This is a genomic window from Acidovorax sp. SRB_24 (assembly GCF_012931925.1).
Genome location: NZ_MWOM01000052.1, coordinates 1 through 24,417, shown reverse-complemented (window position 1 = coordinate 24,417; position 24,417 = coordinate 1). Strand labels below are relative to the sequence as shown.

Sequence of the window (24,417 nt, the reverse complement as noted above, 5' to 3'; positions counted from 1 at the left end):
GGCGCACCAGTCTAGCGCAAGGGCACGGGCGGTGCAGTGCGCGCCGCGCAGTGTCCCTACCGCTTGCGCTGCGTTAGCGGGCGGGATACGCTGGCCGTGCCAGGCGACTGCCGGCTTCGCTTTTTGGGAGTCCTAGACCATGGAAAACAACTACCGCGCCCCGCATTTCGATGCCACCGTGGACGAGCTTGAAACCCTGAAATTGCTCGAAATGGGCCAACTCCTGACCACGCCGGAAGCACTGCGCGAACACCTGTCCGGACGCCTGTACGAGCGCGGCTTCATTGCCAAGAATGCACGCGGCGAACTCACCATCACCGACAGCGGCCGCGCCCTGATCCGCCGTCAGAACAACTGAAGGAGCCGATGCGCCGTTGCCTTCTTAAGCCCCGGCGCCCACTACGGCCCGCTCCCGCCGCGTTTCATACAGGCGATTGGTTCAGCAAAATATCCAGCAGACCGTGCACCACGGCCGGTGAGTTCAGCGCCTGCGTGCTCGGCGCGGTGTGCGCGTCATACGGCGCGATGCTCGCGTCTTGCCACTCGTGCTTGAGGTCGGGCGAGTGGGCGAACTGCCTCTTGGTGCTGTTCGCCGCCTGCTGCACCAGCAAGGGAGACTGCAGGGTAGACGCCCAGCGTGAGCGTTTTGCGCTTTTCGACAAAGCGATAGTCCATGCGCCAGTCCTTGCCACTGGCGTTCACCAACAAGTACATGCCCACCGTCAGATAAGTTTGTCGCCTGCGGGCTTGCGAATGTGCTTGGCATTTTTGATTGCTGTATTGGTAAGTGCCATGCACTCCCTCTGTGACGGTATGTCGATTGACGGTATCTGGGACATACCGTCAGAGGTACCGTTTTTGACGGTATGTCGTGGTATCCAGAGATGACGTGAGGCAAATAAAAACCCGCTACACCTAGGAGATGTAGCGGGTTTGTCGGTTTCTGATGCTGTCTGAAACCATCAGATGGTGCCGGGGCCGGAATCACAAATTGCACTGAGAGCCGCATCCACTCTATGTTCTCAAGAATTAACTCGTAAAAATACCGACAAAAGTACCGTCATTGCTTGAAGCGTCTAGCTTGTCGTGTCTATCAGACGGTACGGCGTCTCGACAAATCATGATGCTCCGCGCTATCGGCGGATCACATAGCGGCTGGTGAAGGCCGTGATATCGCTGCTCGGTTGCGGCGGCAGTGACCACCGCAACGATGCATCGGGAAGAGATGTCTGCTAAAGGCTGCCAGCGGAAGTTCACCAACATCCGCTCTCTGCGGCACCTCGGTGCAGGTCAATGTGAAAGGCACCGTGTAGCAGACGCTGAAAGTGAACATTTCTGGATGAACTGCTGCAACGCTGCGGCCTACATTGAACTCATGTTTTCAATTCCGAAGGCATACCGTTCACCGTATGGAGGTTCAATGTCCAAGTCTGCTCGCGGTGTTGCTCTTGCTACCCGCACTTTCGTCAAATCCACCACCACCCAGTCAGCCGTCGCCCGCGTTCAGAGTGCGGTGGCTCGCCAGAACGGCGGGGGCGTGCCCAAAGGCTCCTATGTCGGGCGTATGCAGCAGACCGTTGCCAAAGCGCCCAAATAACCATCTCACCCATCAAAACCGGAGGTAAACCATGTCCCGTCAATCTGATAACGATAACCGCAGCAACCAGCTCAACCCCAACCACGACGAATACTGGCACTCGCGCGGCGAGGATAGCCGGCCTGACGACTGGGAAGAGCACCTCACTCAGCAGGACGATGAAGACTGACTGAACGACCACGCAGGCCAGTCAATAGTCTCCCTCGACGGCTGGCCTGCTTTGGGAATCCCCGTGTCCTGTTGGGTTTCGAGAGTCGCCCATTGCCGACTGCGAAAGTCCCAAAGAGTTTCGTACGTCTTCATGTCCGGTACCAAAAAAGACCGGCCTTTGTCCTGCACCAGCAAGGTCTGCCACTGCAAGGCCAGCATGATCATGGGAAGCGGCGGATTGGGCCTCTTACTTTCCAGGTGCGTTGGCATAAAGTGCTGGAGTAATTGCCCCCAGTGCTCTAAGACCAGATCCAGTGTGACCTTGGTCGTCCCGTCGAAGTAGTTGCTGATCAGGCTCTCGTCTGCCAACTCCTGCGAGCTAGGACGGTAGAGGATTCCGGCAAGCGTCTTAGGTTTTGGCGCATTGGTGGGCCATCGCTTGTATCGGAAGTAGAAGGCCAACGCATACAGAAACTCCAAGAGCCTGCGAACTGGCTTGAAGAAGATGTTTTTGCGCGATGCAACCTTCATGCTTTCCAGTAGCCCCTCCTGAGGTCGAACCATGACCAGCGGAAAAAGCGGCTTGGTCTGTCGGCCTGCGAAATAGTGGCTGTTCCACTCGGCATCCAAGGAACTGATCAAGTCCCAATACAGGTGTTCGGCCAACTGCCGAGTCCAATTGTCGGACTGCTCCCAGTCAGCAATGGCATGCAATGTCACTAGCTGATTTTCTGGCGCGGGCTCGGAGGCCATCTGTCCAATTGCACGTGCTGGCAGCCCATGGTGCTCAAAGTGAGCCAGCAATACGCACTTGAAGCCTCGAAAATCATCATCACGGCAGCAAGTCAGCAGTGCCTCCAGCAGCTCGTCAATAGTCAGTGCCACACCTTTGGTGATCGGCAAGGGAATCCACGGCAGAAACTCAAGTTGGTGCACCCATCCCGCCAACGGTGCCTGCTCCCCTGAGCGTGTTGCAGGCGCTGCTGCAAGCTTGCTTAGGAGGTATTGCAACCCCTCCGGGTCACCCTTGAACTGCTCTTGCAGCAGTTCCTCCAAATGCCGGTTTACTTTTGCCTGAGTGGACGGACGGATGGCGTCCAGGTTGCCTTGGGAGATGCGGGCCTTGGACAGCCCCGTCATGTCATGCAGCAGGCTGGGAATGCTCTGGTTGCGCACCTCTGCCAAGGCGTGAAGTGGCATCAGCGACAGCGCCTGGAGCGTTCGCGCCACCGCGACCACACCTTGCGCTGGTGGTTGGGCCTTCTTGCATGTTTGGGGTGCCTTCGGCTTAGAGCTTTCCGTGTTCATGACAGGTCATGTATGGCCGCAATCCCGTTGGCCGAAGCAGGAGGCCCACAGTGCTGGCGAATGCTGCACACACCGCAGCGTGGTGCATTCAGGCACACGCCCTTGACTATGCCCAGCTCGGGCGAGGCTACTTGGCCGAATACCACCAGCACGATGTCGATGTAGCGGATCGGTAGTCCGGTGGCCCGCGGCGAACCGACGGCCTTCCATGATGGACTTGAGCAACTGGTCTTCGTTGTCCAGCAGGCTCAGGCGGTGGAACAGCCGGCAGATCACGCGGTCGGGTTTAAGCACGTTTAAGCCGATGTCGGTCATGAAGTGGTAGACAGTGACGCCGCCCAGGTAGGCAAAGGTGGTTTCCAGCAACTCCTTGAGTAGCATCAGGTCTTCAAACGAGCCGCTGGGTAGATGCTGGTCCAAGAAGGCCTTGAACGACCCGTGCCGTTTCACCGTGTCGCGGAAGGTGCGCGCGTTGGCCACGCAGGCGCGCACCTTGCGTTCGTGGGCAATCATGTTGGGGTCATCAAGGACGCGCCGGAGATCCGATTCCCCGTATTCGGTCACGACCTGCCAGCTTGGGAAGTGCCGCTTGATCACAGGGCGTTTGCTGGTCACCGTGGCCGCCTTGAAGCCCGAGTAGAAGGCGACGACACGAGGGTCGAGAAGTACTCAGCGGCGCTGATGCAGCGGGTGGCAAAGCGCTTGAACTTGTCCAGTTGGTTCGTCACCTGCTCGCGTGGCAGGCGTTCTGCCCCTAGTGAAATGACCTGCTGCTCAATTGCAGCAAACACTTCGGCATAAGGAAATGGTTTTAAGAGCATGTGTTCCGGCGGTTCGTTGGGGCTAAATCCTCAAGCCGGGTCATGGCCCTGCCAATAGGATTACACCAGCTCGAATGGAAACAGCACGCAGACTAAGTGATTTGTCGGTTAATCCTTCTGTCAGTGAGATGCCTCGCGACGAGTTGGAGTCCGTCTCAAACGTTAAATGATGAACGTCCGCTTTTGGGTGCGGATTCAGCAACCCGTAGGACTGCAGACGCTGCGATCCTGACGTTCGACCCACAAACTAAGGGCACAGAAGCAGTCGGACGAGCAGCGCGCCAAAGGGCTGCCACGAGTGCTTCAACAGGCAGCGCTGCGGTGCTGGACTCAAAGACGGGCAAGCCCCCCAAGAGGGCCCTGCTTCGAAGAGCGCGCCGTGCGGCGTTGCCCCGCGCCAAGGGCGGCAGACCACTGCGGCTCCATGGAACGACGAAAATGGAATGAATGCAGACACCATTTTGTTTTCCGGCGTCCGCTCGCCGCTGGTTTGTTTCCAGTTGGGTGGCGATCCTCGCCGTTTCCGGTTGCGCCTCCGCACCACCGGTCGAAACCAAGGCCCCCCCGGCGCCACCGATGGTCGCCACCACTGCGCCCCTGGCCGCATCCGCCGAGGTGGAACGCAGCCAGAAGTTTGCCCGCTGGGTGGCCGGGTTCAGCGCCAGCGCACGCGCAGCCGGCATCGACGAGGCAACGCTGCACCTCGCATTCGATGGCGTGCGCTTCATTCCCCGCGTCATCGAGTTGGACCGGGCGCAGCCCGAGTTCACGCGCACGATATGGGACTATCTCGACAGTGCACTGTCGGCGCAGCGCATCGCCCGTGGCCAGGACAAGCTGCTGCAGCTGCGCTCCCAAGTCGACGCCGCGGCAGCGCGCTACGGCGTCCCTATAGAGGTCCTCGTCGCGATCTGGGGCCTGGAGAGCAATTACGGCAGCAACGTGGGCGACATTGCGACCATCGACGCCCTGGCAACGCTCGGCTTCGAGGGCAGGCGCGAAGACTGGGCGCGTGGCCAGTTGCTCGCAGCATTGAGCATTCTGCAAAACCGCGAGATCGACCGCGCGCAGATGGTCGGTTCGTGGGGCGGCGCGATGGGCCAGACGCAATTTCTGCCATCGAACTTTCTCGCTTATGCGGTCGACGCCGACGGCGATGGCCGCCGCGACATTTGGGGGAACGTCGCCGACGTCATGGCTTCGACCGCGAACTTCCTGGCACGCTCCGGATGGCAAGCCGGCCAGCCGTGGGGCATGGAGGTGCGCTTGCCGCCGGGATTCGACTTCGCGCGCGCTGACACGGACGTGCGGCAGCCGGCTTCCCTCTGGGCGAACGAGGGTGTGCAGTCGATCGACGGCGCGCCGCTGCCGGCGTTGGACGACAGTTCGATCGTGCTTGCGGCCAGCGCACGCGGGCCGGCGTTCCTGGTCGGACCGAACTTCCGCACGATCCTGCGCTACAACAACTCGACCAGCTATGCGCTCGCCGTCGGCTTGCTCGCGCAGCAGCTCGCGGGCGGCCCAGCGGTGCAGACACCGTGGCCGCGCGACGTGCAGGCCCTCACACGCAGCCAGGTGATGGCGTTGCAGACGGCGCTGAACGCACGGGGCTTTGACAGCGGCACCCCCGACGGCGCGATGGGCCCGGCCACGCGGCGCGGGATTCGCCAATACCAACGCAGCCTGGGTCTGCCGGCGGACGGCTATCCGACGCTGGATCTGCTGCAGCGCTTGCAGTGACGCGATGGCTCCTTGAATTGCAGCACTTCAACGCCACGTTTTGTCCTCAAACACGCATCGGGCCCGACGGCGGCCTACGACCTCGTGCCGCGATCGCAGAGACGCATGTGCCAAGACCTACCAGACGCCACCATGAAAACAATAGATGAGATGCTGCACCTGGCATTGCTGACCACCGATCAGCACCAACAAATCAGCGCCTGGATTGCCCGCGCTGACTCACCCGAAGAAATTCTGAAGATGCCCCCAGTGCTGTGGCAGGCGGTCGAGCGCGCCAGTGCGGTCATGGGTATTGACGAGGACCTTCTGCGCCCGCCTGCCTTCGACGCTGGCGACATCGTTTGTGGATAGGCAAAGCACCAAACCGCTTGAGCGCTGAACGAGTCCGAGTCGATCAGGGAGTGCTTCTCGGCCACTGTCCAAGAGCATTCTGTCGTGACAGCAGAATGTGCGACCACTTCAGGCTGATAGTTCCCATCCGTGGGCGGATTCCGACCGGCAGCTATCGCTGCGGAGCTGACATTGCCACTGCAGCGCAGAAGACTGCAGTGGATCGACTGCGCCAAAAGGCGCCTCGCGGATGTAGCCGCTGGGAGCTGCCACAAGCTGATCCAGGTCGTGCCTGTTGGCAGGATGCACCCAGCCCCGCGAGCGTCGCGAGGTCAGCGGCATTTGCCGCTGGCGATCGAATTCAGCAGTCCTATAACCTCTGACGCTGAAACCGACGCTTGCTCAATCCACTGACTAGGCGGCTCCGCTGCCCTTAAACCCACATTTCCAAGAGCCGCTCGACAAGGCGTATCCCGTCGGCGGTCCTACGAGTCTCGGGCAGCAGCGCCCCGATCGACGCGTGCTGCCACGCTTTCGCCTTCAAGGCCAAGCGCGACACTCAGTCCATCTTTGCCCCGGACTCCCGAGCTATGCGGCCCCAGCGGTCATTCTCTTTCGCGAGAAATGCCTGAAACACCTGCGGCGAGGCGCTTGAGTGAGGTACTACGGCGGCGCGATTGAGTTGCTCACGAACCTGAACCTCTGCCACCACCTGCTTCAAAGCGGAATGCAGCTTATCGACAATGGGCCGAGGGGTTCCTGCGGGAGCGAAAATTCCCAACCAGTTCACCGCAGAGAAGGACGGAAGCCCTTGCTCCTGCGCCGTGGGCACATCCGGCAAGAAATCAACCCGACTGTCGCTCGTCACCGCCAGCGCTTTTAGCCGGCCGTCGCGTACAAACGAAATCAACGCGGGCAGGTCCATGGTCACTGCATTCACATGGCCTGCGAGCGTGTCACTTACTGCGGGCCCTGCGCCCTTATATGGCACATGTGTGATGCGTCCTTTGGATGCCTGCTTGAGCAACTCAATGGTCAAATGCGGCAGCCCACCATTGCCCGAAGAGGAAATCGTGACGTCTTGCTTTTTGGCCAGCTCAAGGAGCTCCTGGAAGTTTTTCACGGGCAGGCTGGGGCCCACCGCAATTGCTTCTGGCGTCAGGCCTACTGAGTTGACTGCAATGAAGTCTTGGTTGACGTCGAAGGGCGACTTTGCCAACAGATGCGGCGCAATCACAAGTGGGCTCGCGCTGGACAGCAGCAATGTGTAGCCATCGGCGGGTGACTTGGCGACTTGTGCGGCCCCCATGGTGCCGCTGGCACCTGGCTTGTTTTCTACGAGCACCTGCTGTCCCAGCACAGTCCCCAATGCGGGGGCCACAATTCTGGCGACAATGTCATTGGAGCCACCTGGTGGGTAGCCCACTATCAATTTGATCGGCTTGGTGGGATAAGCGGCTTGGGCGTGCGCCGTGGCCCACAGCGCGCCGGTAGACAGCCAGGCAGCTCCTATTGCAGTACCCACCAAAAGTGCCTTGCGCAAAGGGGTTCTTGCATTCATTTTGTCTCCTTATTTATCGCTCGTTGAACGTTCTAAAACTTGTGCGTCCCAATGTAGGGCTCCGGTGGCGCCGCGCACAGCTGTCAACGGCAAATGCAGTTTTCACTTTTCCAAGCGATGCGTTGGCATAGAGCGCTTTGATAATGGTGCATGAAAATTTGGCATCAAAGCTTCACCGACCTTCAAGCATTCCCCCGCTACTGTGAGACCTTGGTGGAGCATGCACGCTCGACCGTTCCATCCGGGGTGCGGGTGGTGATTCATGGCGTGGTGCCCGGCACTTATCCACCGGGCGTTGCGCCGATGGACTTCAACAGCCACCCGTTTCTTCGGATGAACAATGGTCGCCAAGTGTGCGAGGCCGTCCTTGCCGCCGAAGCTGCTGGCTATGACGCATTTGCCTTGGGCTGCTTCTTTGATCCGGCCTTGCGCGAGGCCCGCTCACTGGTCGATATTCCAGTGGTAAGTTTGTCCGAAACGTCCATGCTCACGGCCTGTTCACTTGGAAGACGCTTTGCGGTCGTATCGCTCAATGACTTCCAGAGTCAGCTAACCGAAGACCTGGCGTACCAATATGGGTTGACACAGCGATTGGCTGGCATCGTCACCATGGCGCCGGCAGTGTCACTGTTCGAGTTGGAGACCAACTCAGCCTCTGTCAAGGCGCGGTTTCTGCAAGCTTGCCGGGAAGCAGTCGCCTTGGGTGCCGAGGTCGTGATCCCAGGCGACGGAGTGCTCAACGCATTTTTGGTTCGCGAAAAGGTGCTGCACGTGGATGGAGTCGTTGTCATGGACCCTCTCGGGGTGTTGTTTCACCACGCTGCCTATTTTGCCCAGCTGCGGTGTCACACCGGGCTCAGCGTTAGCCGACGCCAGTTTTTTGCCCGCCCTCCGTCACAATTTCTCGCTCATATGCGTGCTGCGGATCCAGCTGGGCCCATTCATGAAGGCCATTTCTCAGGTCCCTTGCATACTGGGAAAAACCAGCTCGAGTAAATCGATCGTTAGAGAATTTCCTGGGGTACGCGCGCTGCGACTGACTGCAGCGCAAAGCTCGCGCGCCGATAACTTCCTTATGTTGCAACGTCTGCAGCGGCAGTGAGCAATCACTTGGAACAAATGATGTCCAGGGGGAAAAGCCCCCGCCCCTAAAATCCGGTCACGATTCAACACTTGAACAGTGGACGACCAAAGGGACCAATGGACCAAAATTCACAGAGACGCAACAAGATGGATCGGCTCTGGGCCATGACTGTCTTCGTCCGAGTTGCAGAGTGCTCCAGTTTTTCACGCGCAGCCGAGTCACTCGATCTGGCCAATGCCACGGTGACAGCGTGCATCCGAAACCTGGAGCAGCACCTGGGGGTGACTCTTATTCACCGCGACACGCGGCGTTTGCACCTGACGGAGGAGGGGACGACTTATTTGGCCCGTGCTCGCGATGTACTTCGGGATGTGGAAGAGGCAGAGTCCGAGGTGCGCAGTCGCATCGGCGAAATGCGCGGGTCACTCGTCATTGAAACCCCGATTTCTTTTGGGCATGCCTTGCTGTGTCCAGCCTTGCCCGGATTTGCGGCACGCCATCCCAACATATCCACTGCGGTGACGCTCACCAACCAGCCGCACAACCTCATCGAAAAAGCGATCGATGTCGCCATACGCATGGACCGGGTGGAGGATGCGGACCTGATCGCGCGACCGATCTATGAGGCCTGCTATGTGGTGTGCTGCAAGCCTGACCTGGTACCGTCATTACCTGAGCACCCCCGCGAACTCGATCCGCTCCAGTGCCTTGGCGTGCTGGCTGAGGAGCGCCGCACCTCAAACGCCTGGATTCTGGAACGCGGAGAAGAGAAGGTGACGCTGCACCCCCAGGGGCGCTTGCACTTCAACAGCAACGATGCGCTGCTGTTGGCTGCACGTCAGGGGGCAGGGGTCGTCCACATCCTGGACATTTTTGCCAATCGCGCCTTACAGCATGGTGAGTTGGTTGCTGTGTATCCAGACTGGCAGACGCGCCGGCGCACCTTCTATGCCGTCACGACGCGTGCCCGAAACGATTCAGCCAAAGTCCGGGCCTTCACCGATTTCCTCACGGAAGTAATTGATTCGGAGCGCCGTCCGAGCTTGTCGCGACAGGTGGAGGTCCGGCCGTTGAGCAAACGCTGAACGCGGCAAGGGCTACTCATGCACTGGCCGCGAGCGGTCATTTGTTTGCTGCGCCTCTGGCGGCAACGCGGCCTAGCACTACTGCCTTGCCAAGGGCCGAGCCTGTCATATAGGCGCCACCGTGGAATCCGCCGATCACTTCGCCGGCTGCGTAGAGGCCTTCGATGACTTCGCCAAACACATCCAGTACCTGCAGGCACGCATCCACGCGCAAGCCGCAATAGGTCCCAAATACTGCTGCAGTGGACGGATACGCATAGAACGGCCCCGTCTCAATGCGGCGCAATTCGCCGTGGTTGTGCACCAGTTTTCTGCGCCCAAATTCTTCATCTTCGCCACGGTCGCAAAAGCTGTTGTAGCGATCCACCGTGGTCTTCAGGGTTTCGTAGGGGACTTCAATCTGCTGGGCCAGAGCTTGCAGCGTGTCCGCCTTGATGATCAAACCCTCTTCCATGCGACGGCTGAAGTCCAGGATGCGAACACGGTCGTCACCAGAGTCAAAAATTGGCTGATCGAAGACCTGGAATGACGTGTGATAAGGCTGGGCCATGACAGCGTCGCCCAGCAGCTTGTAGGAAATGGACTCGTCCACGAAGCGCTTGCCGTGCTCGTTGATGGCGATCGCTCCCTTGTACACCGCCAGGCAACTGTGGTGGTTGAGCGTGTCCACAGGGTGCTTGCCGTAGGTCCCCTTGATATAAATCATGTCCCGCATGTCAGCGCCCAGTTTCCGCGCCATGGCAAGCCCGTCACCCACGTTTCCGTCGCCACAGACAAAGACTGCGTTGTCGTACTGGGGCGCGTAGCGGTGCACCAGTTCGGCATTGCGCCCAAAGCCACCGCTGGCGAGCAATACCCCGCGCCGCGCCAGAATGCTGATTTCACCGTCAGGTCCAGTAGCCAGCGCGCCATGCACTGGCGCTGTCTCGCTGTCACGCAACAAGCGCGTTGCCCGCGTACCCAGCAAAATGGTGACGCGACCACTGCTGCGGCAGCGCGATTCCAGCAGGCGAACCGTGTCTGCGGGGTCGACGGTGTGCACCCGGGGCACCGATTGGCCCGACGAGGCCTCAATTACAGGGCTGAACGCCACACCTTGTTTCTTGAGCCATTCGTAGGTCTCCAGCTGGTGATCGACATAGGTCTGCACCAGCGCCGGGTCGTTCTCATGCAACCCCACCTCGAGCAGGTCGCGCTTGAGCAGTTCGGCACTGTCCTCAATGCCTTCTGCGGCCTGCAGGTCGGTGCCAGCAAAGGCCAGGCAGCCACCGCTCATGGCCGAGGAGCCACCGGTGGCTTCCATCTTTTCCAGGAGCAGCACGTTGACGCCAGCCTCTGCGGCCTCCAAAGCTGCGGCAAAGCCTGCGAGGCCACCACCCACCACCAGCAGCTCGGTTTCTACAGTGTTTGTCATTTCATGATCCCTGCTGGCCGAGACGGTCGAGCTGGTAGAAGCCGAGAACTTCGCGCAAGCGGTCGCGAGGCGGCGGCTCGTGGAAATATCCGCGCTGGCAGCGTTCAATTCCGCTGGTGCGCTTGAGATCGACCAGAAGCTCCGCTTGCTTGATCCAGCAGGAAAGCGAATCAAGCACCGGCACGCCATCTACGCTCGAGATGCCATGGGTGGCCAGCAGGACGCACAGCGGAGCTTCTCCGGGAATGATGACCTCGGCGCCTGCTGCAATCTGGGCTCGCGCTGCGGCATGGAAGCGTTCAATCAACGGGGCAGGGTCGGAAAATCCCGACAGCACATCGGTAAATCGAAAGCCCACATCCGAGACACCCACCAGGCGTTCCCCGAGGCCATACTGGCGCGCGTTGTCGGTGATCAGGTCGGTCAGCTCATTGATGAACACCAGAACGGCAAAGCGCGAACCCAGCAGACAGGAGGTCAGCATGGCCGATTCGCCATAGCCGACAACAGGAATACGCAGCAGTGAGCGGATCTCGCGCAGCCCCGGGTCTGGCAGCGTGCTGATGGCATAGGCATCAAAGCCATCGTCTTCTGCACGCACTGCGGCGGCCAGGAACTGCAGCGAGTGCAGGTGTTGGAAGCCGGCGTGCCGGATATCCTCTCCAGGGTAGTTGCTGCGATAGGTGCCTGGCTGCATGCCGTGCATGACGATTTCGGTGTCGCTGCGCGCAACACGCTGGAAATGCGCTTTCAATGCTGCGTCGTACGCGCCCAGATCCTGCAGCACCGTGAAACTCTGGTGCCATATGCGAATGCCCATGGTGCTCTTCTCCTCGCGGTGTGGCGTGCTGTCAGGCCGTGAAATCGACTTCTGCAGCGGTCGTGACCTGCTTGCAGAAGCGGCTGATGCTGCCGATCGAGTTGCGGTGCTCTTCGTCGTTGTGCGCGCAGCAGGCGTCTTCAATCAGCACCACCTCGTAGTCACGGTCGTGCGCATCGCGCACCGTGGCCTGCACCACAGCCTGGGTCGAAACGCCCGAGCAGTAAATGCGCGTATAGCCCCCCGCGCGCAGTTGCGCCTCCAGCGTCGTGGAATAAAACGGGCTCACGCGGTGCTTGACCACCTGAACGTCACCGGGTTGCTGTTCCAGGCTCGGGTGAATCTCGGTGCCAAAGCCGCCCAACTTGAACAAGCCCGCCTTGGGTGCCCCACCAAACACCGGAGAGGTCTTGGGGCATTCCTGGTACTCGGGCGAGAAGCCCACACGCACCCAGCCCACGGCCACACCCGCGGCGCGGGCCTTGGCCAGTGCGGTGGCTGTGTGCGCAAGCACCTGGCGGCTACGCACCTGCTCGCCCAGCGGAGACTTGCCATTGGGGCCGTCGACGTGGACCAGATCGTTTTGCATGTCGAGAACGAGGTAGATTGCTTTCATGGGATTCCTTGAGAAGTGGGTTGGTAAAGAGGAAGAAAAATTGGCTCGGAGAGCGGTTCAGTCACACCACATGCCACCGTTCACGTCGAGAACTTCGCCCGTGATGAAGCCCGCATCACGGCCGGCGAGAAACAGGATGGCAGTGACGACGTCGGCGGTCGTACCCATGCGGCCCACCGGCACCATGGCGCGCAGCGTTTCAGGGAAGTTCGTGGTCATAGCGGTCGCGATCGGGCCGGGAGCCACCGCATTGGCCGTGATGCCGTAAGCTGCCAGCTCTTTGGCGAGAAAGCCTGTCATCGCATGCACCCCGGCTTTCGATACACCATAGGCCACGTTGCCCGCGCGCTGCTGCTCGCCCGCGTCGAGCCACGGTCGGGCGTTCCCTGCATTTTTTCCGACCACCGAGCCGATGTTGACGATGCGGCCAAAGCCGACACGTTTCATGCCCGGGATGACCGCCTGGCAAGTGAGAAAAGTGCCCTTCAAATTGATGTCAATGACACGGTCCCACTCGATCTCAGGCAGGCCCTCGGCCGGGCCAAACGAAACGACGCCGGCCACATTGACCAGCAGATCGATGGGTCCTAGCTGCGCTTCGGTGCGTGCCACCAGGCCGTGCACAGAGGAGCGGTCGGTCACGTTCAGCCGCACCAGCGGCTCGGTGCGCAGGTCGGCTTCGGTCCAAGGCTTGCCGCTCATGCCGTCTGCGCCCACCACGCTCGCGCCGCGCCTGCGCAGCTCCGCCGTCAGAGCCGTGCCGATCGCGCCCGCAGCACCAGTGACGAGCGCAACCCGCCCGCGATAGTCCATCGTCATATCTGTTCCTTGATCATTCTTCGCGTGGGGAGTCAAGCGCCTGGCGCCCGACAGGCTATTCAACAGGCGTTTCAGAATGCTCAAGCCGTGGCCAGCGCCCGCGCCGCGGTGTCACCCGCAATGCGGCCAAACACCAGGCCCTTGAGCACGGACGTGGCGCCGGTGTAGTTGCCGTAGTAGATGCCCACGGTTTCGCCTGCGGCATACAGGCCCGATATGGCGTCGCCATCCGCGTCCAGCACCTGGGCCTCGGGATTGATCTTGAGGCCGCCGAACGTGAAGACGTTGGCAGAAATGATGGGGTACGCATGGAACGGACCCTCGGTCAGCGGGCAGGCCCAGTGCGACTTGGGCGGAGTGAGCCCTTGCGTGGCCAGTCCGTCCAATGCCAGAGGACTCCAGTCCTGTCCACTGCACGCGGCGTTGTAGCCTTCCACCGTGGCCTGCAGGCGATCCGGCGGCACGCCGATCTTCGTCGCCAGTTCCGCGATGGTGGCGGCGCTGACGGGCGGCTGGTCGGTACGGATGCCGAGGCGGTAATTGGGAATGCGGGTATGGCGGGCATCGAGAATGGTCCAGGCGATGCCGCCGCGCTGTTCAAAGATGCGCCGTGTGACGGGCTCGTAGCAGGCATCCACGGTGGTCGGCGCTTCGTTGGTAAAGCGCTCACCGTCTGCGTTGACCAGAATCCCGTAGGGGAAAATAAAGATCGATGGCTCGGACACCCCGGAGCGCGGGTCGACCGGCTCGGCGTGGTAGCTACCGAACTCACCGCAGGCCGCAGCGCCAATGTCCAGCGCCATGCGAATGCCCTCGCCCCGGTTGTAGTAGCCCCCTTTGCAGACGGGGCGCAAATAGACGGCGCGCGGCCCGACATAGCGGGTCATCATTTCGGTATTGCCTTCGAAGCCGCCACAGGCCAGCACCACGCTGCCCATGAGCTCGCGCTGGCCTTGCCCTCGCACGGTCGCATACAGGCCCACTACGTGGCCTAGCGCGTTGCGAATCAAGGACTGTGCCGTGGTCTCGTAGAAAAACGTCACCCCCAGTGCCTCCGCCCGCGCGGCGAGCACATCGACTAGGGCCTGGCCGCCACCCACGGGCAGCAGGCGGGGCTGGGAGGCCGTCAAAAACTGCGTTGGCAAGAAATCAAAGCGTGCACCGATGCCCTGCAACCAGGCGATGGTTTTGGGGGCCGCGTCGGAAAAGCGCTCGATGAGGTTGGGGTCGGCCAGGCTGAGGCTGCGGGTCAGCGAGCTGCCGCGCGCGTCGGTGGCCGTTTGCTCCACCAGTTCGGGATCGATGCTGCCCGATCCGTTCTCGGCCAAGTGAGTCTCAAAATCGTCGCTCACCTCGGTCAGGCTTTTCATGCGCAGATAGGCCTCCGTGTAACGGCTCTGGCCGCCGCGCTCCTCTTCGGGTGCGCGCTCCAGAATCGCAACCCGTGCGCCAGCCTCGGCTGCGGCAACGGCCGCCGACAAACCCGCCACGCCGCATCCGGCAACCACTACATCAAACTCGTTTTCCATCATCAGCTCCTGTATCGGCTCCGCACTGGGCGGCTTGGGGCCAATGATTCATAAGCAAAGCGAATGTGGGAAGCCGTTCCAAGCGAATAGTATTTTTGGCAACAGCCTGCGTCCGGTCATGCCATGCGGTCGCACGGATGTCTTTCCGCGCCCGCAGACTTTTCGCACTAACCGAAAAATCCATTTGCTCCAGCAGGCTGTTGGGGCCCCACGCAAGTGCCCATCATTGGCAGCGTTGTTGGCCGGTGCATCGCCCGGGCCTTCACCGCTCCATCCACTTCCACTGGCCGGTCCATCGCCGACCCAAAGGACATAGCCATGAAAAAACTTTGCATCGCTGTCTTTACGACCCTGGTGTCCATCACAGGGGGCGTGCAGGCCCAGGCACCCTATCCGGCGCAGCCCATTAAGCTGGTGGTGCCGTGGCCAGCTGGCGGGGGCACGGATGCGGTGTCCCGGCATGTGGCCGCCGCCATGGCGCTGCAGATCAAGCAGCAGGTCGTGGTGGACAACCGTCCGGGCGCCAATGGCATGCTGGGCACAGAGACGGTGTCGCGCGCCCAGCCCAACGGCTACACGCTGGGGATTGCTTCGGTGGAAACGCACGCCATCAACCCTCATGTGTACAAGAGGGTGGGTTACAACGTTCAGAAGGATTTCACTCCAGTGGCATGGGTGGGCCAGTTCCCCTATGCCATGGCTGTGCGGCCAGGGCTGGAAGTGCGTGACATCGCCGGGCTGGTTGCCCTGGCCAAGGCGCAGCCGGGCAAGCTCAGTTATGCATCCTGGGGGGTGGGCAGCTCTTCGCAGATTGCATTTGAGATGTTCAAACAGGCCGCAAAAATTGATGTGCTGCATGTGCCGTTTCAGGGTGCTGCTCCGGCCATCACCGCGTTGGCATCCAACCAGGTTGACGTGCTGATGGTCCCCTTGTCGGTGGCCATGCCCCAGCAGCAAGGTGGTCGTCTGAAATTGTTGGGCCTGGCGTCCGCTAAGCGTCTGCCCGCAGCGCCCGATCTGCCAACGCTGACGGAGCAGGGCTTCGCTGTCGAAGGAGGCACATGGCTGGCGGTCATGGGTCCCGCTGGCCTCGCGCCTGGGGTGGTGGATCAGGTGAACCGGGCTGTGAATGCCGCGCTGGAGACGGCGGAGTTGCGGGCCACGCTGACGAAGCTCGGAGTGGAGCCGCTCAGCAGCCCACCTGCTGGCGTGCAATCGCGCATCGATGCCGAGTCGGCGCGCTGGAGTGCCGTCATTAAGAACGCCGGGATTCAGCTCGATCAGTAGAGCGCATCGGTGTTCAGCGGTGAGGGCGCGTTTTTCTGAGCTGGACCTCCGAAGCGGCACCGGTATCCGCTTGAGCTTGCGGCTTCAGCGCTTGCCTTCTGCCATTACACCGAATGAAACCTGACTGCATCCATGGAATCCAACATCACTACGCAGTCGCTGAGCAGACGGGTCGCGTGCCTGCTGCAGCAGCGCGATACCGAAGGCGGCATTCCCCCAGAAATCCGCCACAAGACACGCCAGCACATTGCGGATGCGGTGGCCATTGGCCTCGCAGCCACGCGCAGCCAGCCTCTGGCGCAGCAGTTGCTGGATGCCATGACCATGGGTGCGGGAGGCGGCGCCTGCGGTGTCTTTGGCAGCGCCGCTCGCCATGCGCCCAGTCTGGCGGCCTTCACCAATGCCGCGCTGATCCATACGCTGGATTTCGATGACATTCACGATGTCGCACGCCTGCACCCGACCGCCGTGACCCTGCCTGCGGCTCTGGCGGCTGCCGAACTGGTGGGTGCACCGTCCGCACGCGTGGTCGACGCCGTGGCCTTGGGCAATGAGTTGATGTGCCGCCTCGGCGTGATGTATTCCCCCATGGGCCGTGGTCCTGGGGCCGACTGGTTTCTGACCCAGCTCTTTGGCTACTTTGGCGCCGGGATGACCGCTGCGCTGGTGATGGGGTTGGACGAAGATCAAATCGTTTCCACCTTGGGGCTGGCGTACATGCAGGCGGCCGGAGGGAAGGAGGCCGGCTTTGGTGTGGGTGCCACGGGGCGCAGTATCTATCCCGCGTTCGCTGCTATGGGGGGCGTCACGGCGGCGCTGCTGTCCAAGGCCGGTGTGGTTGGGCCAGAGTCTGCGTTGGATGGCGCGGCGAGCTTGTTTAGCATCTATCTGGAGGCACAGCCCAGCGCTGCGCAAGTCGCGCTGCTGCTCGATACAGACGGCTGGCAATTCCAGGACACGCGCATCAAACCCTGGCCCAGTTGCCGTCTGTCGCATCCTTATGTGTCCGCAGCTCTTGCCTTGCGTGAGCACCTGCAGGGCGCGGGTGTCCGCAGCATGGTCGTGTCCGTGAATGCATCGGCTGCCAAGCTGTGTGCGCCGCTGGCGGATCGGCGCCGCCCCCGCACGCTGCAGGACGCCAAATACAGCGTGCCCTACATGACAGCATTCACGCTGGTGCGTGGCACCGTGGATCTGAATACGCTCCATCTGGAAGGCTTGTCCGACCCCGCCGTGCTTGCGGTTGCCGACAGCATTGAGATTGCGGAAAACCTGCCCGACAAACCGGGCCACCCACCCGCAGAAATCCGCGCCGTGACCACGGACGGCCGAGAAATCAGTGTGAGGGCTGAAGATTTTGATCTGTCGGATGAGGGTTTGCGCGCCAAGTTCGATGCCTGCCTGGCCTACGCGGGGCGCCCCGAGCAGGCTGATGTGCTGTGGGGATGTCTGGATACCTTGGAAGCACAGCCCAGCCTGGATTTCCTGTTCAGCTGAGCCCGGTTCTGCAGCCGCATATCCACCCGATGTAGAGCCAAGCGGAAACATTCCAAGAGGTCACCTGATGCAGTACACCAGCGCACGGGCTCCGTCCGGCATCCTGTGGGGGCGGCTTTGAGGGCTGCCGGGCGCAGTGCCGTCATCACGGGCGCCGCCAGCGGTCTGGGCGCTGCTGCGGCCCACCGTCTGGCGGCTGAGGGCGCGCAGGTAGTGATTGCAGACCTTGATGGCGAACGTGCGGCGGCTATGGCACGGCAGATAGACCCTTCGGGCATGCGGGTGCTGGGGCTTGTCTGTGACATCGCCCAAGACGAAGACAACGAACGCATGGTGCGCGAGGCTGAAGCTTTTTTTTCGGCGCCCATTGATATCTTCGTTGCCAACGCGGGGATGGGGTTTTCGGGTTCTCTCCTTGACGCCAGCAGTGCGCAAATTCGCCGCACGGTGGAGACCAATGTGACCGGTAGCCTTTTGTCGGCGCAAGCAGCGCTGCGCAGTATGGTGAAGGGTCCCAGCAGCTGCCTGATATTTACGGGATCGCTGCAAAGTGTGCTGGCGCGGCCCGAACGCAGTGCCTACACAGCAAGCAAGCACGCCATCGTGGGCATGGTGAAGGCGCTGGCCCTGGAGCTGGGGCCCCGCGGCGTGCGCGTCAATGCCGTGGCGCCAACCGCGACCGACACGCCATTTCTGCGCGCCCAGTGGGTCGCGACGGGGCAGGACGTGGCAAGCCGCTTGCAGGCGGCGCAGCAGTCGCTACCTTTGGGGCGCCTGCCCGACCCTGAAGACTATGCCCAGGCCGTGCTGTTCCTGGCTTCCGAGCATGCCAAGTCCATTACAGGTCACACCTTGATGCTCGACTGCGGTGCGTCTGCCGGTCGCATGTAGCACGTCCCGGCACGCAGTGATTTCAGCCTCTTCTTTTCAACCAGTGAGACAAACCATGAAAAAACAAATGAATGGACTGAAGGCTGCCGCCGGTGTGGTGGCTGCATTGTGGGGAGGATTGGCAATAGCGCAGGCCAGCTATCCCACCAAACCGATAAAGATCATCGTGCCCTTTGCCGCTGCAGGCAGCACAGACATCCTGGCGCGCACCCTGGCTAACGCGTTGTCGCGCGAGCTCGGGCAGTCGGTGGTGGTGGACAACCGTCCGGGCGCCAGTGGAAACATCGGCGCAGAGGCGGTTGCAAAAGCCTCGCCTGACGGCTACACGCTGCTGTACACATCGACCAATCTCACCGCCAACCCAGCGCAAATGAGCGTGCCCTACGACGTGACGCGCGATTTCGCACCGATTTCGCGGATAGCCTTCATGCCACTGGTTCTGATCAAGTCGTCGCAAGTGCCCACCCAATCGGTGCAGGAGCTCGTGAGCGTGATCCGCGCCAATCCAGGGAAATACAACTTCTCGTCCAGCGGCAAGGGCGGCGCGCCACACATGGCCGGCGAACTCTTCAAATCGGCTGCGGGCCTGGACATGGCCCACGTACCCTACAACGGCGCCGGCCCCGCGCTCAACGATGTGGCAGCCGGGCTGGTGCAGCTCACGTTCACCACCTATACCTCCGCACAGGCCTTGCTCAAGACGGACAAGGTGTCGGCGGTGGCGGTGGCGGGAAAGCGGCGTTTGTCTGCGCTGCCGCAGGTGCCGACCTTTGAGGAGAGCGGTTTGCGCGGCCTTGAGATGGGCACCATGAACGGGTTGCTGGCACCGGCCAAGACCCCACAGCCGGTGATCGACAAAATCTACGCCGCAGTGTTGCGCGCTGCCGAGCGGCAGGAATTCAAGTCCCAGTTCCTCGACCAGGGTGCTGAACTGCTGGTCGAAGATCCAGCGCGGTTCGCCACCTACATTCGCTCTGACGTGCAGCGCTGGAAAGAGCTGACTGCGCGCACCGAAGGCGTGCAGTAACGAAGGGAAGGCACTCGCGCCTGCGAGTGCCTTTTCCTACCGCAGAAAGCGGCGCCCAGGGCCAGGCGCCGCACAACTCAGCGGGCCGTGGCGTCTGCAGCGGCTTCCAGCTCTTCGGCCAACAGGGGCAGCAAATCCTGCCACTCGGCCACCACGCCCACGTCAGCACGCGCAAAAATCGGTGCGCTCGGATCTTTGTTGACCGCGATGATGCGGCTGTCCGCAGACACGCCCGCCATATGCTGCGGCGTTCCCGATACGCCTACCGAGAAGTAAATGCGCGGACTGACATATTTGCCCGATTGCCCGATTTGCCGTGCCACCGGCACCCAGCCGGCATCCACCGTGGGAAGGCTGCCGCCCAGCGCTGCGCCAAGCTGGCCGGCAATGCGGCCCAGCAGGGCAAAGCCCGCTTCGCCCTGCATGCCGCGCCCGCCGCTGACCACCAGGCGCGCGCCCTCAAGGGCCGGCATCCTGTCCGCCGCCTCGTCCACCGTGGCCTCCGGCGCCGGCGGCAAGACTGCGGACAAGACCACTTGTTGCACTTGGGGCGCAGTGAGCGACGCGGTGACCGGCGCAGGCGCAGACCCAGCAGGGCGCCAGGTGGCCAGGCAATGGGTGGCCGTGCTGGCCAGCTGCAATGCCACACGACCACCGTACGCTGGGCGCGAACCCACAACTTCGTCGCCTTCAAGCGCAATGTCCGTGCAGCGACCCAGTGAGACGCCTTGCAGCAGAGGGGCCAGACCCGCCGCGCATTCCTCGCCCAGCGGGCCCGGCGGAAGAAGGAGCAAGCTGGGGGCGCGAAGCCCGGCGATGTCGATCGCCTGCAGGAACAGGGGCAGAAGGTTGTCGGCATCGAATCGCGCCAGCGTTATGTGGCTCAAGTCCCACCAGCGGGTGGCGCAGGGCAGGCTCTGCGGTGGCAGCGCAGTGGCTCCGCTTGGACGCAGCGCGAGCACGTCGAGCGTGACACCCTGCGCGAGCGCGGCGGCGGCTTCCAGCAGTTTGGCGGGATGGTCGCCGGCCTCAGCCGGAGGAAGCAGGACAGCAATGCGGCGGGCCGTCGTCATGCGGGTTCTCCAGAAGTCAGCAACAAAGTGGCCAGCGCCCGTGCCTGGGCGGCAACGTCCCCGTCGAGCATGCGGCAGGCGGTGGTGCGCGCGGTGGCGGCGGCAAGGGCTGTGCCGGCACATCGCAGCACCGGTGTGGGCTTGCCCTCAGGCAGTGCAGTCAGATCGAAGACTATCTTTTTGGCTGCCATGACGTTCTTGAGCAGCGGGTGGCGCAGGCGGTTGCGTGCGTGGTTGGTCACGGCAGCGATAAGCGGCAGGTCCTGCCGCACCCGTTCTTGCACGGCACCTTGTTGGCGCGCAACCTGCAAGCGACCGCCCGATTCGGCCGCTATTTCCAGGACCAGCGTGGACAACGGCCACGCCAATGCCTGTGCCAGGGTTGGTGGCAGGCTGCCGTCGTCCTGGTCCCCGAATTCACGCCCCATCAACAGCAGGTCGGGTGCTGGTGTGAGCGTTTGCACATAGCACGAAAGGGCCGACGCCAAGGCTGCGCTGTTCCATGCGGGCCACCGGGTCGTCTCGAAAGCGCAGACCTGGTCCAGGCGAAAACTGGCGACACGGCGCAGCAGCGGGTCCTGTGGCGACGACGCGGCCACCAGGGCACGGATCTGGACACTGGGATCCGCATCGCGCAGCTTCAGCGCCAGCTCCAGCGCGGCTTCGTCAAAGGGGCTCAGCAGTGGATAAGTGGCCCGCTGGGTATCCAGTGTCGTGGCTGCGAGGGAGGAGGGCAGGGGCCATTTGGGATCCGCTATGCCAGCCAGAAGAACCAGAACATTCATGGTTTCAGTCAGAGAGTGGTTGGTTTGCGGGGAAGTTTGCGGGCAGATGTTGCGGGGGCCAAGAATGCCGGGGCGAATATTCCTTTCGACCGAAGCTGTCAGCGGCACTTTGACCGCCTCTCGGTGTTGCCGGCCCGGATGTGGTGATCGGGATGGGAGGCAGGCAGACATCGGTAGTACAGCGAATGGCACCCGGCTCCGGCATTGCGAGCCGATGCCCTGCCAGCAGGCCCTGTTTCCTCGTTCGGTATTCACGAATTGATCTTTCGCTGTGACAGGCTACCCGGCGAAAAACCTGCCCTCTAGACTGCCGTTCAAATTCGTCACGACAAGGACGCCAAAAATGGCAAAGTTTCACTCCGTCAAAACCGCCCGTTGCTGGCCTTGCCTCCCGGCTTGCAATGCACCTTCCACGAGGTCGATGGCATGAGCGCCGCCGTGGAACAGGAGACTGTGGACGTTCTCGTCGTCGGGGCTGGCAATGCGGCACTGTGCGCAGCGCTCGCGGCAGCGGAGCAAGGAGCGAGTGTGCTGGTTCTGGAGCGCGCTCCCGAGGCTGCCCGTGGCGGCAACTCTGCCTACACAGGCGGAGCCTTCCGTGTGGCTTATGAAGGGGCGCAGGACATCGCCCGCTTGGTGACCGATCTCTCGGAAGACGAGCTGGCGCGCTCGGATTTTGGTGCCTATCCCGCATCGCAGTTTTTCGATGAGCTGATCGAGATGAGCGGCCTGCGCGCCGATCCCGACCTGGTCGAGGTGCTGGTGAACAACAGCTTCGAGACCTTGCAATGGATGCGCAGCCAAGGCGTTCGTTTTATTCCTATCCATGGTCGTCAATCGTTTCTGGTCGACGGCAAGCACAAGTTCTGGGGTGGGCTGACGATCGAAGTGTCGGGCGGCGGCGCCGGCTTGGTCGAGTCCTTGTTCACCCGAGCACAGCGACAGGGTGTACGCATTGCCTATGACCACAAAATGACCGAACTGCTGGTCGAAAACGGGGCGGTTTGCGGTGTGGTCGCTGTGCACAACGGACAGGTGCGACAGCTGCGCGCAGGAGCGGTGGTGCTGGCGGCAGGCGGTTTCCATGCCAACACCGAATGGCGTGCGCGTTACCTCGGCACCAACTGGGATCTCGCCAAGGTGCGCGGCTCGCGCTACAACACGGGGCTCGCCATCCAGGCCGCGCTGAACAAGGGCGCACGCGCGGCCGGCCACTGGACAGCGTGCCATAGCGTGTTCTACGACGCCAATGCGCCCGAGTTTGGTGACCCGGCGTTGTTGAACCAGCAAAAGAATTATTTCAACCTTGGCGTGGTGGTGAACACCCTGGGTGAGCGGTTTGTGAACGAAGGCGAAAACTTCCGCAACTACACCTATTCGCGCATGGGCGCGGCCATCCTCAAGCAGCCTGGTGGTCGGGGCTGGCAGATCTTCGACGCCCAAGGTGCTGCTTTGCTGCCCGATGAGTACCGCATACGGCACGCTACACGCTACCAGTCTGACACCCTGGAAGGCCTGGTGGCGCAGTTTGAAGGGGTCGACAAGGCGCAATTGCTGCGCACGCTGCGCGAATTCAACGCCGCCATCGACCGCAGCGTGCCGTTCAATCCGGCCGTGCTCGATGGACGCCGCACCCAGGGCTTGACCATCGACAAGACCAACTGGGCGCTGCCGCTGGAGCAAGGGCCGTTCGTGGCCTTTGAAGTCAGTTGCGGCATCACCTGCACCTATGCCGGGTTGTCCATCACGCCGCAGGCCGAAGTGCTGGACGAAGAAGGGCGGCCTATGCCCGGTCTGTATGCCGCGGGCGAGATGGTGGGCGGGTTGTATTACACCAAGTACCCCGGCGGCGCTGGCCTGACATCGGGCTCGGTATTCGGCCGCATCGCCGGCACGCAAGCCGCTCGCCACGGACGCACCCAATAGTCCCTGTGCATTGATTGAACTTACCTATTTTTCTACCATGACCCCATCTACTTCTCCCGCGAGCGCTGGTGCCCGTTTTCGCCAGGCTCTGGCCACTGAAAAGCCACTGCAAATCGTGGGCGCCATCAACGCCAACCATGCGCTGCTGGCCCGTCGCGCGGGTTACCGTGCCTTGTATCTGTCGGGCGGCGGTGTGGCCGCCGGGTCGCTGGGCATGCCCGATCTGGGCATCATCAACCTGGACGATGTGCTGATCGATGTGCGGCGCATCACCGACGTCTGCGACCTGCCGCTGCTGGTGGACATCGACACCGGCTTTGGCCCCAGCGCCTTCAACATTGCACGCACCGTCAAGAGCTTGATCAAGGCGGGCGCCGCAGCCTGCCATATCGAGGACCAAGCGGGTGCCAAGCGCTGCGGCCATCGCCCCGGCAAGCAGATTGTTTCTGTCGACGAGATGACCGACCGCGTGAAGGCCGCAGCCGATGCGCGCACCGACGCCGATTTTTATCTGATCGCCCGCACGGATGCCATCGCCACCGAGGGTGTTGACGCAGCGATTGAGCGTGCGCAGCGGTGCCTGGAGGCCGGTGCTGACGCGATCTTTGCGGAGGCAGTGCGCGATCTTGAAACCTATCGGCGCTTTGTGGATGCGATTGGCGCGCCCGTGCTGGCGAACATCACCGAGTTCGGCCAGACGCCGCTTTTCAGCCGCGACGAGCTGGCCGGCGCAGGCGTGGCCATGGCGCTGTATCCGCTGTCCGCGTTCCGCGCTATGAACAAGGCCGCGGAGAACGTCTACCAGAGCATTCGCCGCGACGGCCACCAGAAGGCCGTGGTGAACAGCATGCAGACCCGCGAAGAGCTGTACGACCGCATTAATTACCACACGTTTGAGCGTTATTTGGACCGTTTCGCACAAAGCTGAGACTTTGCGGTCTTGAAGGCCGCAAAACCGTTGCCGCTTTGGCGCGCCATCCGCAGTGCGCTGACGACGCTTCAACACGGCCCCGTTTTTTAATTCTCCAGGGACTTCCCCTATGAAAATCCTCGTACC

The 24,417-nt window shown here is 61.9% G+C and carries 25 protein-coding genes; 13 read left to right on the top strand and 12 right to left on the bottom strand.

Translation table 11 applies throughout. From position 1 onward, the window contains the following. Positions 1-139: 139 nt before the first annotated feature. Positions 140-358 (top strand): hypothetical protein, encoded by a 219-nt coding sequence (locus B2J89_RS15875; RefSeq protein WP_169170017.1) that lies wholly within the window; start codon positions 140-142, stop codon positions 356-358. Positions 359-422: 64 nt separating this feature from the next. Here the strand turns inward: B2J89_RS15875 and B2J89_RS15870 are convergent, their stop codons facing one another. Further along, the gene (locus B2J89_RS15870) at positions 423-611 is read right to left on the bottom strand and encodes a hypothetical protein (protein ID WP_169170016.1); all 189 of its coding nucleotides are present in this window, start codon (positions 609-611) and stop codon (positions 423-425) included. Between the two features lie 584 nt (positions 612-1,195). On the opposite strand from B2J89_RS15870, the gene B2J89_RS15865 reads away from it, so the two are divergent. Beyond that, entirely contained in the window at positions 1,196-1,597 is a 402-nt protein-coding gene (locus tag B2J89_RS15865) for a hypothetical protein (RefSeq protein ID WP_169169994.1), read from the top strand. A 31-nt stretch (positions 1,598-1,628) separates the two neighbouring features. Beyond that, positions 1,629-1,766: a hypothetical protein gene (locus B2J89_RS15860; RefSeq protein WP_169170015.1), complete on the top strand. Its 138-nt coding sequence runs from the start codon at positions 1,629-1,631 to the stop codon at positions 1,764-1,766. On the opposite strand, the gene B2J89_RS15855 is transcribed toward B2J89_RS15860, so the two are convergent. From B2J89_RS15855 to B2J89_RS15845, 3 genes are read right to left on the bottom strand one after another with little or no spacing between them, the layout of a single operon-like run. Then, positions 1,745-3,055 (bottom strand): hypothetical protein, encoded by a 1,311-nt coding sequence (locus B2J89_RS15855; RefSeq protein WP_169170014.1) that lies wholly within the window; start codon positions 3,053-3,055, stop codon positions 1,745-1,747. The genes B2J89_RS15860 and B2J89_RS15855 overlap by 22 nt on opposite strands. 6 nt (positions 3,056-3,061) lie before the next feature. Then, complete coding sequence (locus B2J89_RS15850; RefSeq protein ID WP_169170013.1) at positions 3,062-3,670, bottom strand: DNA-3-methyladenine glycosylase I; 609 nt, start codon at positions 3,668-3,670, stop codon at positions 3,062-3,064. Then, the gene (locus B2J89_RS15845; protein WP_169170012.1) at positions 3,667-3,876 is read right to left on the bottom strand and encodes a hypothetical protein; all 210 of its coding nucleotides are present in this window, start codon (positions 3,874-3,876) and stop codon (positions 3,667-3,669) included. Before B2J89_RS15845 ends, B2J89_RS15850 begins: the two co-directional genes overlap by 4 nt. A gap of 447 nt (positions 3,877-4,323) precedes the next feature. Between B2J89_RS15845 and B2J89_RS15840 the strand changes: the two genes are divergently transcribed. Beyond that, on the top strand, positions 4,324-5,616 hold the full coding sequence (locus B2J89_RS15840; RefSeq protein ID WP_169170011.1) for a lytic murein transglycosylase: 1,293 nt from the start codon (positions 4,324-4,326) through the stop codon (positions 5,614-5,616). Between the two features lie 132 nt (positions 5,617-5,748). Then, on the top strand, positions 5,749-5,967 hold the full coding sequence (locus B2J89_RS15835) for a hypothetical protein (RefSeq protein ID WP_169170010.1): 219 nt from the start codon (positions 5,749-5,751) through the stop codon (positions 5,965-5,967). A gap of 538 nt (positions 5,968-6,505) precedes the next feature. Here the strand turns inward: B2J89_RS15835 and B2J89_RS15830 are convergent. Next, on the bottom strand, positions 6,506-7,507 hold the full coding sequence (locus tag B2J89_RS15830) for a tripartite tricarboxylate transporter substrate binding protein (RefSeq protein ID WP_169170009.1): 1,002 nt from the start codon (positions 7,505-7,507) through the stop codon (positions 6,506-6,508). A gap of 150 nt (positions 7,508-7,657) precedes the next feature. On the opposite strand from B2J89_RS15830, the gene B2J89_RS15825 reads away from it, so the two are divergent. Continuing rightward, a complete protein-coding gene (locus B2J89_RS15825) occupies positions 7,658-8,503 on the top strand; it encodes an aspartate/glutamate racemase family protein (RefSeq protein ID WP_169170008.1) in 846 nt (281 codons plus the stop codon). A 252-nt stretch (positions 8,504-8,755) separates the two neighbouring features. Beyond that, complete coding sequence (locus B2J89_RS15820) at positions 8,756-9,676, top strand: LysR family transcriptional regulator (protein ID WP_205763855.1); 921 nt, start codon at positions 8,756-8,758, stop codon at positions 9,674-9,676. A gap of 37 nt (positions 9,677-9,713) precedes the next feature. Here B2J89_RS15820 and B2J89_RS15815 read toward each other — a convergent pair whose 3' ends face one another. The 5 genes from B2J89_RS15815 to B2J89_RS15795 all read right to left on the bottom strand — a co-directional run bounded on the left by B2J89_RS15815 (position 9,714) and on the right by B2J89_RS15795 (position 14,874). Continuing rightward, positions 9,714-11,090 (bottom strand): flavocytochrome c, encoded by a 1,377-nt coding sequence (locus tag B2J89_RS15815; protein ID WP_169170006.1) that lies wholly within the window; start codon positions 11,088-11,090, stop codon positions 9,714-9,716. Between the two features lies 1 nt (position 11,091). Then, complete coding sequence (locus tag B2J89_RS15810; RefSeq protein WP_169170005.1) at positions 11,092-11,910, bottom strand: aspartate/glutamate racemase family protein; 819 nt, start codon at positions 11,908-11,910, stop codon at positions 11,092-11,094. A 31-nt stretch (positions 11,911-11,941) separates the two neighbouring features. After that, entirely contained in the window at positions 11,942-12,526 is a 585-nt protein-coding gene (locus tag B2J89_RS15805; RefSeq protein ID WP_169170004.1) for a cysteine hydrolase, read from the bottom strand. 57 nt (positions 12,527-12,583) lie between these two features. After that, positions 12,584-13,345: an SDR family NAD(P)-dependent oxidoreductase gene (locus B2J89_RS15800; RefSeq protein ID WP_205763854.1), complete on the bottom strand. Its 762-nt coding sequence runs from the start codon at positions 13,343-13,345 to the stop codon at positions 12,584-12,586. 80 nt (positions 13,346-13,425) lie between these two features. Further along, positions 13,426-14,874, bottom strand: coding sequence for an FAD-dependent oxidoreductase (locus tag B2J89_RS15795; RefSeq protein ID WP_169170003.1), 1,449 nt, complete (start codon positions 14,872-14,874; stop codon positions 13,426-13,428). Between the two features lie 318 nt (positions 14,875-15,192). Between B2J89_RS15795 and B2J89_RS15790 the strand changes: the two genes are divergently transcribed. From B2J89_RS15790 to B2J89_RS15775, 4 genes are all read left to right on the top strand, one after another. Next, the gene (locus B2J89_RS15790; RefSeq protein WP_169170002.1) at positions 15,193-16,161 is read left to right on the top strand and encodes a tripartite tricarboxylate transporter substrate binding protein; all 969 of its coding nucleotides are present in this window, start codon (positions 15,193-15,195) and stop codon (positions 16,159-16,161) included. Positions 16,162-16,293: 132 nt separating this feature from the next. Further along, on the top strand, positions 16,294-17,658 hold the full coding sequence (locus B2J89_RS15785; RefSeq protein ID WP_169170001.1) for an MmgE/PrpD family protein: 1,365 nt from the start codon (positions 16,294-16,296) through the stop codon (positions 17,656-17,658). A 105-nt stretch (positions 17,659-17,763) separates the two neighbouring features. After that, positions 17,764-18,549 (top strand): SDR family oxidoreductase, encoded by a 786-nt coding sequence (locus B2J89_RS15780; protein WP_318294431.1) that lies wholly within the window; start codon positions 17,764-17,766, stop codon positions 18,547-18,549. A 55-nt stretch (positions 18,550-18,604) separates the two neighbouring features. Further along, positions 18,605-19,576, top strand: coding sequence for a tripartite tricarboxylate transporter substrate binding protein (locus tag B2J89_RS15775; RefSeq protein ID WP_169169999.1), 972 nt, complete (start codon positions 18,605-18,607; stop codon positions 19,574-19,576). 77 nt (positions 19,577-19,653) lie between these two features. Here the strand turns inward: B2J89_RS15775 and B2J89_RS15770 are convergent, their stop codons facing one another. Beyond that, complete coding sequence (locus tag B2J89_RS15770) at positions 19,654-20,649, bottom strand: electron transfer flavoprotein subunit alpha/FixB family protein (RefSeq protein ID WP_169169998.1); 996 nt, start codon at positions 20,647-20,649, stop codon at positions 19,654-19,656. Next, on the bottom strand, positions 20,646-21,434 hold the full coding sequence (locus B2J89_RS15765) for an electron transfer flavoprotein subunit beta (protein ID WP_169169997.1): 789 nt from the start codon (positions 21,432-21,434) through the stop codon (positions 20,646-20,648). Before B2J89_RS15765 ends, B2J89_RS15770 begins: the two co-directional genes overlap by 4 nt. Positions 21,435-21,860: 426 nt before the next feature. Between B2J89_RS15765 and tcuA the strand changes: the two genes are divergently transcribed. Further along, positions 21,861-23,360 (top strand): FAD-dependent tricarballylate dehydrogenase TcuA, encoded by a 1,500-nt coding sequence (gene tcuA, locus B2J89_RS15760; protein ID WP_169169996.1) that lies wholly within the window; start codon positions 21,861-21,863, stop codon positions 23,358-23,360. A gap of 37 nt (positions 23,361-23,397) precedes the next feature. Next, on the top strand, positions 23,398-24,288 hold the full coding sequence (prpB, locus tag B2J89_RS15755) for a methylisocitrate lyase (RefSeq protein ID WP_169169995.1): 891 nt from the start codon (positions 23,398-23,400) through the stop codon (positions 24,286-24,288). Positions 24,289-24,417 lie beyond the last annotated feature (129 nt).